The 16,858-nt window shown below is 74.4% G+C and carries 1 protein-coding gene; it reads left to right on the plus strand.

The genetic code is table 11. The features are described from left to right. The first annotated feature begins 18 nt into the window (after positions 1–18). Entirely contained in the window at positions 19–16,851 is a 16,833-nt protein-coding gene (locus KN815_RS08930; protein WP_253208847.1) for a non-ribosomal peptide synthetase, read from the plus strand. Positions 16,852–16,858 lie beyond the last annotated feature (7 nt).

The following is a 16,858-nucleotide window of genomic DNA, read 5'->3' on the forward strand; positions in this document are numbered from 1 at the left end:
GGGGCCGCCGACGGACCCGTGGCGCCCGAGGCGCCGATCCCGCCCGCGCCGCGCGACCGTCCGCTGCCGCTGTCCGCCGCCCAGCGGCGGCTGTGGTTCCTGGACGATCTGACCTCCGGCGGCACCGAGTACAACACCGGGGCCGGGCTGCGGCTCGACGGCCCGCTGGAGGCGGCGGCGCTGCGCCGGGCGCTGGACCGGCTCGCCGCCCGCCATGACGCCCTGCGCACCACCTTCGCCACCGTGGACGGGCACGGGGTGCAGCAGGTGGCCGCGCACGGGACCGTACCGCTGGACCGGGTCGACCTCGGCGGGCATCCGCCGCGGGAGCGCGCCGAGGCGCTCGAACACACCCTGACCGGCGAGCTGAACCGCCCCTACGACCTGCGACAGGGGCCGCTGACCAGGGCGCTGCTGATCCGGCTCGCCGACGAGGAGCACATCCTGCTGCTGGCGCAGCATCACATCGTCACCGACGGCTGGTCGGTCGGGGTGCTGGTGCGCGAGCTGGCCGCGCTCTACGCCGCAGAGGTGTCCGGAACCGCCGCCGAACTCACCGAACCCGCCCTCCAGTACCCGGACTTCGCGGCCTGGGAGCGCGGCCGTCCCGCCATCGCCCCGGACGACGCCGACCTGGAGTACTGGCGGAGCCGGCTGGCCGGGATGCAGACGCTGGAGCTGCCCACCGACCGCCCGCGCCCGCCGGTGCGCACCACCGCGGGCGAGGTGCACCGCCGTGAGCTGCCCGCCGAACTGGTGGCGGGGCTGACCCGGCTCGGCAGAGAGCGGGACACCACGCTGTTCACCCTGCTCGCGTCCGCCGTCGCGGTGCTGTTCTCCCGCTACTCGGGCCAGCGGGACATCGCCTTCGGTACCGTCACCGCCGGACGCCACCGCAAGGAGCTGGAGTCGGTCGCCGGATTCTTCGTCAACACCCTGGTGCTGCGCGCCGATGTCGACGGGGACAGCACCGTCGAGCGGTTCCTGGACGCGATGCGCGAGACGGTGCTGGACGCCTTCAGCCATGACCGGCTGCCGTTCGAGCGGGTCGTCGAGGAGCTGGCTCCGCGCCGCGACCCCAGCCGCAATCCGCTGGTGCAGGCGCTGGTGGTGCAGCAGAGCGCCATGGTGCCCGCCCAGGAGGCGGCGGGTGTGCGGATCACCGAGCACTCCCTGCCGCGCCCGGCCGCGCGGTTCGATCTGGTGCTGGAGTTCCTGCCCCGCGACGACGGTTCGCTGGGTCTGACCGCCGAGTTCAACTCCGATCTGTTCGACGTGGCCACCATCGAGCGGATGGCCGGGCATCTGCACCGGCTGCTGACCGCCATGGTGGCCGATCCGGGCGCCACCCTGGCCGAGTTGCGGATGCTGGCCGACGCCGAGTGGCATGCGATGCTCGACGCCTGGAACGGGCCGGAGCAGGCCGCCATCGAGGCCACTCTGCCCGATCTCTTCGCCGCCCAGGTGGCACGGCGACCGGCCGCCACCGCCGTGACCTGCCAGGACACCGCCCTCTCCTATGACGAGGTGAACCGGCGCGCCAACCGGCTGGCGCGGCTGCTCATCGCCCGGGGCGCCGGTCCCGAGCGGCTGGTGGCCCTCGCTCTGCCCCGCTCGGCCGAGCTGGTCGTCGTCCTGCTGGCGGTGCTCAAGTCGGGCGCCGGATATCTGCCGGTGGACCCCGGCTATCCGGCCGAGCGCATCGCGTTCATGCTGGAGGACGCCGCGCCCTCGACCATCCTCACCACCACCGGAACGGCCGGCTGCCTGCCCGCGGACGCCGAACCGCTGGTGCTGGACGACCCGGCGGTCCGCGCCGAGCTGGACGGGCTCACGGACGGCGACATCACCGACGGGGAGCGGATCCGTCCGCTGGACCCGGCCCATCCCGCGTATGTCATCTACACCTCCGGCTCGACGGGCCGGCCCAAGGGCGTGGTGGCCACCCACCGCGGCGTGGCGGCGCTCGCGGCCTGGGCCGAGGCGGAGCTGGGCCGTGAGCGGCTGACCGATGTGGTCGCCTCGACCTCGCTCAACTTCGATGTGTCGGTCTTCGAGATCCTCTGCCCGCTGCTGGCCGGCGGCAGCGTGGAGGTGGTACGGGATCTGCTCGCCCTCACCGATCCGGGCGGGCGGCCGCGGGCGCGGGGGCTGCTCAGCGGGGTGCCCTCGGTGTTCTCCCGGCTTCTGGGCGAGGATCCCCCGGCGGCCCGGGCCCGGACGGTCGTACTGGCGGGCGAGGCGCTGCCCGCCCAGACCGTACGGGACATCCGGGAGGCCATGCCGTCCAGCCGGATCGCCAATCTGTACGGGCCGACCGAGGCCACGGTGTACGCCACCGCCTGGTTCTGCGACGGCCGGGCGCCGTCGCAGGCCCCGCCGATCGGCAGCCCGGTCGCGGGCACCCGCGTCTATGTCCTGGACCCGACGCTCCGGCTGGTGCCGCCCGGGGTGACCGGTGAGCTGTATCTGGGCGGGCAGGGCCTGGCCCGGGGCTATCTGCGGCGGCCCGGGCTGACCGCCCACCGCTTTCTCGCGGACCCCTTCGGGCGGCCCGGCAGCCGGATGTACCGCACCGGGGACCTGGTCCGCTGGAACAGCGAGGGCCGGCTGGAGTACCTGGGCCGGGCCGATGACCAGGTGAAGATCCGCGGCTTCCGGATCGAGCTGGGCGAGGTGGAGACGGCGCTGCTGCGCCACCCCGACATCGCCGAGGCCGCCGCCGTCGCGAGGGAGACGGACGGGCATACGCGGCTGATCGCGTATGTGGTGGCCGCCACGGGCGCGGCGCCGGACCCGGCGGGGCTGCGGCGCTTCCTGCGGCGTTCGCTGCCCGACTACATGGTGCCCGCCTCGGTCGTCGTCCTGGAGCGGATGCCCCTGAGCCCGGGCGGCAAGCTGGACCGCGGCCGGCTCCCCGAACCGGACTGGGCCAAGGCCGCGGCACCGGGCTATGTGGCGCCCCGCACCGCCACCGAGCGGACCCTGGCGGCGGTCTGGGCCCGGGTCCTGCGGGTGGAGCGCGTGGGCGTGGAGGACAACTTCTTCTCCCTCGGCGGCGATTCGATCCTCAGCATCCAACTGGTCTCCCAGGCGCGGCAGGCCGGGCTCGCCGTCACCTCGCGCGATGTCTACCGCCACCAGACGGTCGCCGCGCTGGCCCTGCATCTGGACACCACCACGGCCCCGGCCGGGCCGCCCGGCTCCGACGGGGACGAGACGGCCACCGGGGAGCTGCCGCTGACCCCCATTCAGCACTGGCTGTTCACCACCGACCCCGAGCGGGCCGGCCACTTCAACCAGACCATCTCCCTGGTGCTGCCCGAGGACCTGGACGAGGACGCGCTGCGGCACGCCGTGGACGCGCTGGTGGCACACCATGACGCGCTGCGCTCCCGGTTCCACCGCCGGGACGGCGGCTGGCACCAGCGGATCGAGGGCGCGGCGGCCGTCCGCGTACCGCTGACCACCACCGGCGGCGCGCGTCTGGGCCGCTTCGACCTGGCCGGGGAACCGCTGCTGCGCGCGGTGCTCGACCGGGACGCCGGGCCGCGTCCGGTCCTCCATCTCACCGTCCACCACGCGGTGGTGGACGGGGTGTCCTGGCGGGTCCTCCTGGAGGATCTCGACAGCGCCTACCGGCGGGCGGCCCGGGACGAGGGGGCCGGGCTGCCCGCGAAGTCCTCCCCGCTGCGCCGCTGGGCGCAGCGGCTCACCGCCCATGCGGCCGAGGGCGGGTTCGCCGACGAGGAGGCGTACTGGTCCGGCCTGGCCGGGGCCTGCGACGCCTCGCTGCCGATGGACCTGACTGGAGCGGAGGGGCCGAACACCTATGCCTCGGCCCGGTCGGTCACCGTCCGGCTCGGCCCGGAGGAGACCGCCGCACTGCTCCAGACGCTGCCCGAGGTCTACCGGACGCAGGTCAACGATGTGCTGCTGAGCGCGCTGACCCGGGTGCTGCACCGGTGGACCGGGCGCGCCCGGGTGCCGGTGGACGTGGAGGGCCACGGCCGCGAGGAGCTCTTCGCGGACCTGGATCTGTCCCGTACGGTCGGCTGGTTCACCACCCGCTTCCCGGTGGCGCTCGACCTCCCGGAGGGCGGCTGGGGCGAGGTCCTCAAGTCCGTCAAGGAGCAGATGCGGGCCGTGCCACGGCGTGGTCTGGGCTACGGCGTGCGGCGCCATCTGCTCGATGGCGAGGGCCTTCCCGACGGACCCACCGCCGGGATCAGCTTCAACTACCTCGGCCGGTTCGAGGCGCCGGGCGGTGCCGACGGGCTCTTCCGCGGTCTCCACCGGGAACTGGCCCTGGACGCCGACCCGGACTCGCGGCGCCCGCATCCGCTGGAGGTGGTGGGCCGGGTCGAGGGCGACGACCTGGAGTTCACCTGGTTCTACTCGGGGAATCTGCACCGGGAGGAGACGGTCGCCCGGCTCGCCGAGGAGTTCCGCGCGGCGCTGTGCGAGATCGCCCGGCACGGCAGCGCGCCCGGCGCGGGCGGCCGCACCCCGTCCGACTTCCCGCTCGCCACCCTCGACCAGGTGGCCGTGGACCGGCTGGCGGGGAACGGCGGCACGGTGGAGGACATCTACCCGCTCACCCCCACCCAGGCGGGCATGCTGTTCCACGGCCTGGCCCAGGACGACCGGCGCGCCTACTTCCAGCAGTTGAGCTTCGTCCTCGACGGGGTGCCCGATCCGGCGGCGCTGGCCGCGGCCTGGCAGCAGGTCGCCGACCGTACGCAGGTGTTGCGCGCCCGCGTGGTGTGGGAGGGAGTGCCGGAGCCGGTCCAGGTGGTGGAGCGCGGGGTGCGGATCCCGGTCACCCTGCTCGACTGGCGTCATCTGTCCGGACCGGACGAGCGCCGGGAGGAGCTGCGCAGGTTTCTCGCCGAGGACCGGGAGCGCGGTCTCGACCTGGCCGCCGCCCCGCTGACGCGGCTGGCGCTGGCCCGGCTGTCGGCCACCGAGGTCCAGGTGGTGTGGACGTTCCACCATCTGATCCTGGACGGCTGGAGCCTCTTCCAGGTGCTCTCGGATGTCTTCCACTGCCATGCGCGGGCGCGTGCCGGGGCGTTTGGCGCGGCGCCGGCCACCGGTCTGCCCGGCCGCCGTCCGTTCAGCGACTATGTGGCGTGGCTGCGGGAGCGCGACGGGGCGGCGGCCGAGGAGCACTGGCGGGCCCGGCTCGGCGACCTCACGGAGTCCACCCCGCTGCCGTACGACCGGGAGCCCACCGAGAGCCATCACGCCGAGTCCACCGCGGACATCCGGCTCACCCTGCCCGCCGCCACCACCGGACGGCTTCAGGAGCTGGCCCGGGGCGAGGGGCTCACCCTGAACACCGTGGTGCAGGGCGCCTGGGCGCTGCTGCTGGCCCGGCAGTCCGGGCACGAGGACGTCGTCTTCGGGACCACGGTGTCCGGGCGGCCGCCGGAGCTGCCGGGCGTGGAGACGATGAACGGGCTGTTCATCACCACCGTGCCGACCCGCCTCACGGTGCCGGCCGGCTCCACCCTGCTGTCCTGGCTGAGCGCGGTGCAAGCCGGGCAGACCGAGGACCGGCGGTTCGACTTCGCACCGCTCACCCGGCTGCGGTCCTGGACCGGTCTGCCCGAGCGGGTGAACCTCTTCGACTCCATCGTGGTCTTCGAGAACTATCCGCTCGGCGACGACCTCGCCGCCGCCCATGGCCTCGCCCTGCGCGAGCTGGAGGGCGTGGAGACCACCAACTACCCGCTGTCGCTGGTGGTCTACCCCGGCGCCGAGCTGACGCTGCGGCTCGGCTATGACCCGGCGCTGTTCGATACGGCCACCGCCCGGCGGCTGGCGGAGTATCTGACGGTGCTGCTGACGGCCATGGCCGACGGCCCGGACCGGGCGCCCGAACGCCTTCCGATGCTCACCTCCATGCGGCGCCACCAGGTGCTCCGGGAGTGGAACGACACCGCGGTCCCGCTGCCCGAGTCCACGGTGGCCGGGCTCTTCGCCGACCGGGTGCGGAGTGCGCCGGACGCGACGGCCCTGGACGGCGCGGCGGGCCCGGTGAGCTACCGGGAGCTGGACGCCCGCGCCAACCGGCTGGCCCACCGGCTGATCGGCCACGGAGTCGGCCCGGAGCGTCCGGTGGCCGTCCTGATGGACCGGTCGGTGGAGCTGGTGGTGGCGCTGCTGGCGGTCGTCAAGGCGGGCGGGGTGTACGTGCCGCTGGACACCCGGGCCCCCGAGGACCGGCTGCGGAGCGTGCTGGCGGAGGCCGGCGCCGAGCTGCTGCTGACCGACCGCGCCTGGGAGCGCACGGCGGCGGACATCACGGACGGCGGGCGGACCCTGGTCGTGGAGTCCGGCGAGGGCGCCGACGGCCCGTCCGAGCCGCCGAGCGTGGTGCTCTCCCCCGACAACGCCCTGTATCTGATGTTCACTTCGGGCTCCACCGGGCGGCCCAAGGGGGTGGCGGTGCGCCACCGCGATGTGACCGCCCTCGTCGCGGACCGCGCCTTCGCGGGCCACGACCGGGTGCTGGTGCACTCGCCCCAGGCGTTCGACGCCTCGACATACGAGCTGTGGGTGCCGCTGCTGCGCGGCGGCCGGGCCGTGCTGGCGCCCGCCGGGGACGTGGACGCGGACACCGTGCGGCGGGCCGTCGCGGAGCACGGGGTGAGCTGTCTGTGGCTGACCGCCGGGCTGTTCCGGCTGGTGGCACAGGAGGCGCCGGAGGCGCTGCGCGGCGCCCGGGAGGTGTGGACCGGCGGTGAGGCGGTGCCCTCCGGGGCGGTGCGCCGGGTGCTCGCGGCCTGCCCGGAGCTGACCGTGGTGGACGGTTACGGGCCCACCGAGACCACGACCTTCGCCACCCGGCGCCCGTTCCGCGCCGAGGAGGCGCTGCCACGCTCGCTGCCCATCGGACGGCCGCTGGACAACACCCGGGCGTACGTCCTCGATGGCGCCCTTCAGCCGCAACCCCCGGGCATTCCGGGGGAGTTGTACATCGCGGGCGCCGGGGTGGCCCGTGGCTACCACGGCCGTCCCGGCGCCACCGCCGAGCGGTATGTGGCCGATCCGTTCGGGCCGCCCGGGTCCCGGATGTACCGCACCGGGGACATCGTGGCCTGGACCGACGACGGTGAACTGCGCTTCCAGGGCCGCGCCGACGACCAGCTCAAGGTCCGCGGCTTCCGCATCGAGCCGGGGGAGATCGAGGCCGCGCTGGCCCGCCACGAGGCCGTGGCGCAGGCGGTCGTCGCGCTCGCCCGCGTGGGCGACCGTACGCTGCTGACCGGCTATGCGGTGCCGGTCCACGGTAGCGAGGTGCCCGGCGCCGGGGAGCTGCGCGCCTTCCTGGGCGGCCTGCTGCCCGACTACATGGTGCCCTCGGCCTTCGTCACCCTCGACGCGCTGCCGCTGACCCGCAACGGCAAGGTGGACCGCCGCAAGCTGCCCTCGCCCGACCCGGACGCGGCCGGAACGGCGGGATATGTGGCGCCCCGTACCGACACCGAGCGGACCCTCGCCGAGATCTGGGGCACCCTGCTGGGCCGGGAGCGGGTCGGCGCCGAGGACAACTTCTTCCATCTGGGCGGGGATTCGATCCTCAGCATCCAGGTGGCCTCCCGCGCCCGGCAGGCGGGGCTGACCCTCACCCCCCGGGAGCTGTTCCGGCACCCCACGATCGCCTCGCTCGCCACCGTCACCACCCCGACCGCGGCACCCGCGGCCGACACCGGGCCGGTGACCGGCGAGGTGCCGCTCACCCCGATCCAGCACTGGTTCTTCGGGATGCGGACCGCCCGGCCGGGTCACTTCAACCAGTCCGTGGTCGTCGAACTCCAGCGGGATCCGGACCTCCCCGCGCTGCGCGCGGCGCTCGACGCACTGCTGGTCCACCATGACGCGCTGCGCATGCGGTTCGAGCCCGGGGCCGATGGAAGCCCCCGCCAGTACTGCCCACCGCCGGAGCCGACGAGCCCCGCGCTCTTACGGGAGGACGACCTGTCGGGGCTCGGCACGCCGGAGCGGCGGGCCGCCGAGGACGCGGCGATGGCGGAGGCACAGGCCGGATTCGACCTGGCGCGGGGACCGCTGCTGGCCGCGCGGCTGTTCCAGCACGGAGCCGGGCAGCGGCCGACGCTCTTCCTGACCGCCCACCACCTGGTGGTCGACGGCGTCTCCTGGCGGGTGCTGCTGGAGGATCTGAACACCGCGTACCAGCAACTGCTCACGGGCGGGCGGGCCGACCTCGGCCCGCGCACCACCTCCGTGCGGGACTGGTCCCACAAGCTGACCGAACACACCGCGACCGGCGGTTTCGACGCCGAACTCCCCCACTGGCAGGCGGTGTCCGCGCAGTGCGCGGCCGGGCTGCCCGTGGACGGCGAGGGCGACAACACGGTGGCGTCCATGGCCCAGGTCACCGTCCGGCTGGACCGGGAGCGCACCGACGCGCTGTTGCGGCAGGTCCCCGAGGTCTACCGCACCCGCGTGGACGATGTGCTGCTCGCGGCGCTGGGCCGGGTGCTCGGCGACTGGACCGGACGGCGCCGGATCGCCGTGGACCTGGAGGGCCACGGCCGGGAGGAGCATCTGCTGGACGGGGTGGACCTGTCCCGCACCGTCGGCTGGTTCACCAGCCTGTATCCGGTCGCCCTGGACCTTGCCGAGGGCGGCTGGGGCGAGACGCTCAAGTCCGTCAAGGAGCAACTGCGAGCCGTTCCCTCGCACGGCGTCGGCTACGGCGCACTGCGCCATCTCGACCCCGCCTCGGGGCTCCGGGGCGCGGCCGGGCCCGGCATCAGCTTCAACTACCTCGGGCAGTTCGACTGGTCGGCCAAGGCCGAGGACACCGGGGACACCGGGGACACCGGTCTCGTCCGCACCGTACGCGACGGTCTGGGCGGCGATGCCGCGCCCGACACGGTCCGGGCCCATCTGCTGGACGTCGTGGGCCGGGTGGAGCGCCGGTGCCTGGAGATCACCTGGTACTACGGCTCGGGCACGCACTCCGAGGAGACGGTGGCCGGGCTGGCGCGGGGGATGCTGCGCGCGCTGGAGGAGATCATCGGCCACTGCGCCGACCCCGCGGCGGGCGGCCGGACCCCGTCCGACTTCCCGCTGGCCCGGCTGGACCAGGCCGCGGTGGACCGGATCGCCGCCGACGGCCGGGCGGTGGAGGACATCTATCCGCTGACCCCGACGCAGGCCGGGATGCTGTTCCACGGGCTGATGGATCCGGCGTCGGACACCTATGTCAACCAGGTCCAGCTCACGCTGACCGGGGCGCGCGATCCGCAGGCGCTGGGCACCGCGTGGCGGCACACGGTGGACGCCAATCCGATTCTGCGCACCCATCTGGTGTGGGCGCAGACCCCGGAGCCGCTCCAGGTCGTGACGCGCGGCGCGGCGCTCCGCATCGTCCACCACGACTGGACGAAGCGGCCTGAGGAGTGGCGCGAGGCCGAGCTGCTCCGCATGCTCGCCGAGGACCGGGCCGAGGGGATCGACCTGGCCACGGCGCCGCTGATGCGGCTGGTGCTGATCCGGCTGTCCGCCGACGAGGTCCGGATCGTCTGGACCTTCCACCATGTGCTGCTCGACGGCTGGAGCGCGGCACAGGTCTTCGACGAGGTCTGCGAGCGGTATGCGGCGCTCACCTCGGGCCGGGCGCCCGTGGTGCCCGCCCGCCGGCCGTTCCGCGAGTACCTGAGCTGGCTCGGCGAGCAGGACCGGGCGGAGGCCGAGCGGTACTGGCGTACGGCGCTCGCGGGGTTCGCCTCGCCCACCGAACTGCCGCGCGACCGGCCCGTGTCGGAGGCGCACCGCACCGCCTCGTCGGGCTCGCACCGGGTCAGCCTCGGCGCCGAGGAGTCCGCCCTGCTCCGTATCACGGCGCAGCGGGGCGGGCTGACCATGAACACGGTGGTGCAGGGGGCCTGGGCGCTGCTGCTGTCCCGGTACAGCGGGGCCGAGGACCTGTGCTTCGGCACCACCGTCTCGGGGCGGCCGGCCGCGCTGCCGGGGGTCGAGTCCATGGTCGGGGTGTTCATCAACACCATCCCCACCCGGGTCCGGGTGGCGGGGCGGAGCAGGCTGCTGGACTGGCTGCGGGAGCTCCAGTCGGCGCAGTCGGAGGCCCGGCTCTTCGAGTCGGTGTCGCTGGCCCAGTTGGGAAGCTGGAGCGAGGTGCCCGGCGGGGTGAGCCTCTTCGACTCCATCGTGGTCTTCGAGAACTACCCGTTCGACAGCGAGGCCATCACGGCCCACGGCCTGGGCATCCGGCAGGAGCGGGATGTGGAGCCCACCAACTTCGCGCTCAGCGTCGTGGTGGCGCCCGAGGAGCGGCTGTCGATCTCACTGGACTACGACCCCGCCGCCTTCGACGCCCCGACGATCGAGCGGCTGGGAGCGTGTCTGCGCACGCTGCTGGAGGAGATGGCGGCCGATCCGGAGCGCCGGCTGGACGACCTGCCGATGATCGGCGAGGGCGAGACGCGCGGGATCCTCGACCGGTTCAGCGGCCCGGTCGCCGCCGCGCCGCACGCGGTGCTGCCCGCGCTCTTCGAGGCGCGGGCGGCCCGTACCCCGGACGCGGTGGCGGTGATGGGCGACGGCGGACGGCTGACCTACCGGGAGCTGAACGAGCGCGCCAACCGGCTCGCCCGGCTGCTGATCGCCTCGGGCGCCGGACCGGAACGGTTCGTGGCGCTCGCGCTGCCGCGCACCCCGGAGCTGGTGGTGGCCGTGCTGGCGGTGCTCAAGAGCGGGGCGGCCTATCTTCCGGTCGACCCGGCGTATCCGGCGGAGCGGATCGCCTTCATGCTCGGCGACATCGCCCCGGACACGGTGCTGACCACCGGGGACGTGGCGGACCGCATCCCCGCCGGGGCGGGCGGCCGGATCCTGCTGGACGACCCGGAGTTCGACCGGCGGCTGGCCGAGTTGCCCGCGCGCGACATCGGTGACGCCGAGCGGCGCCGCCCGCTGGACCCCGGCCATCCGGCGTACGCCATCCACACCTCGGGGTCGACCGGTACGCCCAAGGGCGTCGTGGTCGCCCATGCGAGCGTGGCCGCGCTGGCCGCGTGGGCGCGGGAGGAGTTCGGCGCCCGGGGGCTCTCCCATGTGGTGGCCTCGACCTCGCTCAACTTCGATGTGTCGGTCTTCGAGATCCTCTGCCCGCTGCTGGCCGGCGGCGCCGTCGAGATCGTGCGCGATCTGCTCACCCTGGCCGAGCGGACGGAAGCCTGGACGGCGAGCCTGATCAGCGCCGTGCCCTCGGCGCTCGGGCAGGTGCTCGGCAAGGGGTCGGTCTCGGTGACGGCCGACACCGTGGTGCTGGCGGGCGAGGGGCTCGCCGCCCGCACCGTCCAGGAGGTCCGGGCGGCCATCCCCGGCTGCCGGGTGGCGAACATCTACGGGCCCACCGAGGCCACCGTCTATGCCACCGCCTGGACCTGCGACCCCGCCGATCCCGACCGCACGCCGCCCATCGGCGCGCCGGTCGCAGCCACCCGGGCCTACGCCCTGGACGCGCGGCTGCGGCCGGTGCCGGTCGGTGTGCCGGGCGAGCTGTATCTGGCGGGTCCGGGCCTGGCCCGCGGGTACTTCGGCCGGCCGGGGCTGACCGCGCAGCGGTTCACGGCCGATCCGTTCGGTCCGGCGGGCGGCCGGATGTACCGCACCGGCGACCTGGTCCGCTGGGACGAGCGGGGGCAACTGGAGTACCTCGGCAGAACGGACGACCAGGTCAAGGTGCGTGGCTTCCGGATCGAACTGGGCGAGGTCGAGGCCGCGCTGGCGCGCCACCCCGATGTCGCCGAGGCGGCCGCGGCCGTCGTCGACACCGGCGGTCACAAGCGGCTGGCGGGCTATGTGGTCCAGGTCCCCGGCGCCCCGCCGGTCGACTCGGCCGCGATCCGCGCCTTCCTCACCACGAGCCTGCCGGACCATATGGTCCCCTCGGCCATGGTCGTCCTGGACCGGCTGCCGCTGGGGTCCAGCGGCAAGCTGGACCGGCGGGCGCTGCCCGCCCCCGTCTGGGCGGCCCGCGCCACCGGCCATGTGGAGCCGCGCACGGAGACCGAGAAGGCCCTGGCCGCCATCTGGGCGGAGGTCCTCGGGGTGGAGCGGATCGGCGTGGAGGACAACTACTTCACCCTCGGCGGCGATTCCATCCTCAGCATCCAGATCGTCTCCGCAGCCCGGCGGGCCGGTATCGAGCTGACCCCGCGCCATCTCTTCGTCCACCAGACCGTGGCGGACCTGGCCACCGCCGCGCGGGAGGCCCCGGCCACGGTGACCGCCCATGAGCAGGACCCGGTCGTCGGGGAGGTGCCGCTGACCCCGATCCAGCACTGGCTCTTCGAGCAACTGCCCAGCACGGCGGGGCACTTCACCCAGTCGATGTCGGCCGAGCTGACCGCGCCGGTGGACGAGAGCGCGCTGCGGGCCGCCCTGTCCACGGTGGTGACCCACCACGACGCCCTGCGGCTGCGGTTCGAGCGGGCCGAGGACGGCGCCGTACGCCAGCACAACGCCCCGCCACAGGACCAGCCGGTGCTGGACCTCCACGACCTGTCCTCCGTGCCGCCGGGGCGGCGGGACGCGGTGATGCGGGAGACCGCCGGGCGGATCCGGGCCGGGTTCGACCTGGCCCGGGGGCCACTGCTGCACGCGGCGCTCTTCACCCGGGGCGCGGGGGAGCGGCCCGTGCTGCTGCTGACGGCCCACCATCTGGTGGTCGACGCCGTCTCCTGGCGCATCGTGCTGGAGGACCTGGACACCGCCTACCGGCAGCTCGCCGCGGGCAAGGAGGTGGAACCGGGCGCCAAGACCACGTCGTTCCGCACCTGGGCGCGGCGCCTGAGCGAGCACACCGCCGCCGGGGGCTTCGACGCGGAGCGCGACCACTGGGCGGCCATCGACGGCTGCACCGACCTGCCCACGGACGGCGAAGGCCCGGGCACCGCGGCCTTCGAGGAGGAGGTGACCGTCCGGCTCGGCGCCGAGGAGACCCGGCTGCTGCTTCAGGAGGTGCCGGGGGCGTACCGGACCCGGGTCAACGACGTCCTGCTCTGCGCCCTGGGCCGGGTGCTGGCCCGCTGGACCGGCCGGGACCGGGTGGCGGTGGCCCTGGAGGGGCACGGCCGGGAGGAGATCTTCGAAGGCGTCGATCTGTCCCGTACGGTCGGCTGGTTCACCAGCATGTACCCCGTCGCGCTGGAGACACCCGCCGACTGGGGGCTGGAGCGGACGCTGAAGGCCGTCAAGGAGCGGCTGCGCGCGATCCCCGGAAACGGCCTGGGCTACGGCGCGCTGCGCCATCTGTCCGGCGCCGCCGCGTCCGGCCTCCCCGCCGCCCCGAAGATCAGCTTCAACTACCTCGGGCAGCAGGACTGGGAGCCGCCCGCGGCGGATGGTCTGCTGCACGCACTGACCGGTGGGCTGGAGGGCGATATGAGCCCCGAGGCGGACCGGCCGCATCTCCTCGATGTGATCGGCCGGGTGGCGGACCGCCGGCTCGAACTCAACTGGTCCTACTCCCGGTCGCTGCACCGGCGCGCCACGGTGCGCCGGCTCGCCGAGGAGATGGTGGAGGAGCTGCGGGCGATCGTGCGGCTGTGCACCCGCCCCGACGCGGGCGGGCGGACGCCCTCGGACTTCCCGCTGGCCGCGCTGGACCAGGCGGCCGTCGACCGGCTGGCGGGCGACGGCCGGGACGTGGCCGATATCCATCCGCTGACCCCGACCCAGTCCGGGCTGCTCTTCCACGCGCTGGCCCAGCGGGACCAAGGGCTCTATGTGGAGCAGGCGACCTTCGTCCTGGACGGGGTCGCCGACTGCGGGGTGCTGGCCGCCGCCTGGCAGCATGTCGTGGACCGCACCCCGGTGCTGCGCGGCGAGGTGGTGGTGAGCGATGTGGCCGAGCCGCTGATGGTCGTGCGCCGGACCGCGGTCGTACCGGTCGAGGAGCTGGACTGGACCGGCCGCACGGAGGACGAGCGCACGGCCGCGCTGGAGCGGCTGCTGGAGCAGGACCGCGCCCGCGGGATCGATCTCGCCGCGGCCCCGCTGCTCCGCGTCACCCTGGCCCGGCTCTCGCCCGGTGAGGTGCGGGTGCTGTGGACCTTCCACCATGTGCTGCTGGACGGTTGGAGCGTCTTCCAGGTGCTCGGCGATGTCTTCGCCGCGCATGCCGCCCTGGCCGCCGGTGAGCAGCCGAGGCTCCAGGCCCGCAGGCCGTTCGCGGACTACGTCGGCTGGCTCGGCCGTCAGGACCATACGCGCGCCGAGGCGCACTGGCGGCAGGCCCTGGAGGGATTCACCGCTCCCACTCCCCTCCCCTATGACCGCAGGCCGACGCCGGAGATCGCGACCCGGTCCTCGCACTGGCTGTCCCACCGGCTCGGTGAGCAGGACACCGCCGCCCTCCAGGACTTCGCCCGGCGGCACCGGCTCACCATGAATACGATCGTCCAGGGCGCTTGGGCATTGCTCGTGTCCCGACTGAGCGGCGAGTCGGATGTCTGCTTCGGGACGACGGTCTCCGGGCGGCCTGCGGAGCTGCCCGGCGCGGACGACATCACCGGCATCTTCATCAACACCCTGCCGGTGCGGTGCGCGGTGGCGGGCGCCGCGGGGACCGCCGCCTGGCTGCGGGAGCTCCAGGCCGACCAGGCGGACGCGCGCGGCTTCGGCCATGTGCCGCTGGCCGAGCTGCGGGGCTGGAGCGAACTCCCGGCCGGGGTGGACCTCTTCGAGAGCCTGGTGGTGTTCGAGAACTACCCCATCAACAGCTCCGCCGCGGCCGAGCACGGGCTGCGGGTGCGCGATCTGAACGCCCTGGAGTCCACCAACTACGCGCTGACCGTGGTGGTCTCGCCCGGATCCGAACTGTCGGTGGAACTCGGCTACGATCCACGGCTGTTCGAGGAGGCCACCGCCGAGGCGCTGGCGGACCGGCTCACCCATCTCCTCGGCGCGCTGGCCGCGGCCCCCGACGAGCTGCCGCTGGACCAACTCGACGTCCTCCCGGCCGCCGAGCGCCACCGGCTCCTGGTGGACTGGAACGACACCGCCCGGCAGGTGCCCGAGGCGACGTGGGCCGAGCTGTTCGAGGCGGCGGCGGACCGCGCCCCGGACGCGGTGGCGGTGGACTCCCTGCGCCTGCGGCTGACCTACGCGGAGCTGGACGGCCGGGCCAACCGCCTCGCCCACCACCTCATCGGACAGGGCGTGGGCCCGGGGCGGATCGTCGCGCTGGTGCTGCCCCGGTCGGTGGAGTCCGTCGTCGCCCGGCTCGCGGTGGCCAAGGCCGGGGGCGCCTATCTGCCCATCGATCCCGACTACCCCGCCGAGCGCATCGAGTCGATGCTCAAGGACTCCGCCCCGCATCTCGTCATCGAGCGGGCCTCCGAGGTCCGGGCGCCGGACGGCCCGGCGCACCGCCCCACGGACGAGGACCGCCTCGGCGCCGTCCATTCGGATGACCCCGCCTACGTCATCTACACCTCCGGGTCCACCGGAACCCCCAAGGGAGTGGTCGTCACCCACCGCGGGATCGCCGGGTTCGCCGCCGCCGAGGCCGAGCACTTCCAGGTGCGGCCGGACGACCGCGTGCTCCAGTTCTCCTCGCCCGGCTTCGACGCCTCCGTCCTGGAGCTGTGCATGGCGCTGCCGTCCGGGGCCGCCCTGGTGGTGCCCGAGCCCGGCCCGCTGCTGGGCGGCCATCTCGCGGAGATCCTGCGGCGGCAGCGGATCACCCACACCCTCATCCCGCCCGCCGCGCTCGCGACACTGCCCGCCGGTACCGAGCGGGAGCTGCCCGATCTGCGGACGCTGATCGTGGGAGGGGACGCCTGCGGCGCCGAACCGGCCGCCCGATGGGCGCCGTACCACCGCATGATCAACGCGTACGGGCCGACCGAGACCACCGTGGTGGCCACCTGGTCCGAGCCGCTCGACGCCGACGGGGCCCCGCCGCCGATCGGGCGGCCCATCCCCAACACCCGGGTCCATCTGCTCGACGCGCGGCTGCGCCCGGTGCCGGTGGGGGTGCCCGGCGAGCTGTGGGTCAGCGGTCCCTCGCTCGCCCGCGGCTATCTGGGCCGCGCCGGGCTGACCGCCTCCCGCTTCCTCGCCGACCCCTTCGGACCGCCCGGCTCCCGGATGTACCGCACCGGCGACCTCGCCCGCTACGACGCCCGGGGCCGCCTCCACCATCTGGGCCGCGTCGACCACCAGCTCAAGCTGCACGGCCATCGCATCGAGGCCGGTGAGGTGGAGACCGCCCTGTGCGGCCACCCCGCCGTCGCGGAGGCCGTGGTGACGGTGCGGGAGGACGAGCCCGGGGTGCGCCGGCTGGTGGCCCATCTGGTCCTCGCGCCCGGCGCCGCCGCCCCGGCCGACACCGAGCTGCGCACCCATCTGGGCCGCACGCTTCCGGGCCCGATGGTCCCGTCGGCGTTCGCCGTGCTGGACCGGATGCCGCTCACCGAGAACGGCAAGACCGACCGCGCGGCGCTGCCCGCGCCCGGCCCCGGCACCACCGCCGCCACCGCACCGGCCGGCCATGTCGCCCCGCGCACCCCCACCGAGGAGGTCATCGCGGAGATCTGGTCGGAGGTGCTGGGGGTGGCGCCGGTCGGCGCGGAGGACGAGTTCTTCGCCCTGGGCGGTGACTCGGTCCGCAGCCTGCTGATCGCCTCCCGGGCCAAGGAGGCGTTCGCCGTCGATCTGACCCCGCGGGACATTCTGACCGCGCGCACCGTCTCCGCCCTCGCCGACCTGGTCGAGGAGCACATCCTGCGCGAACTCGAAGACGCCGCTTCCGGCGGCAGCGACCACGACGACCGATGAGGAAGGA

This window comes from Streptomyces niphimycinicus (assembly GCF_018883605.1).
GTDB lineage: Bacteria > Actinomycetota > Actinomycetes > Streptomycetales > Streptomycetaceae > Streptomyces > Streptomyces niphimycinicus.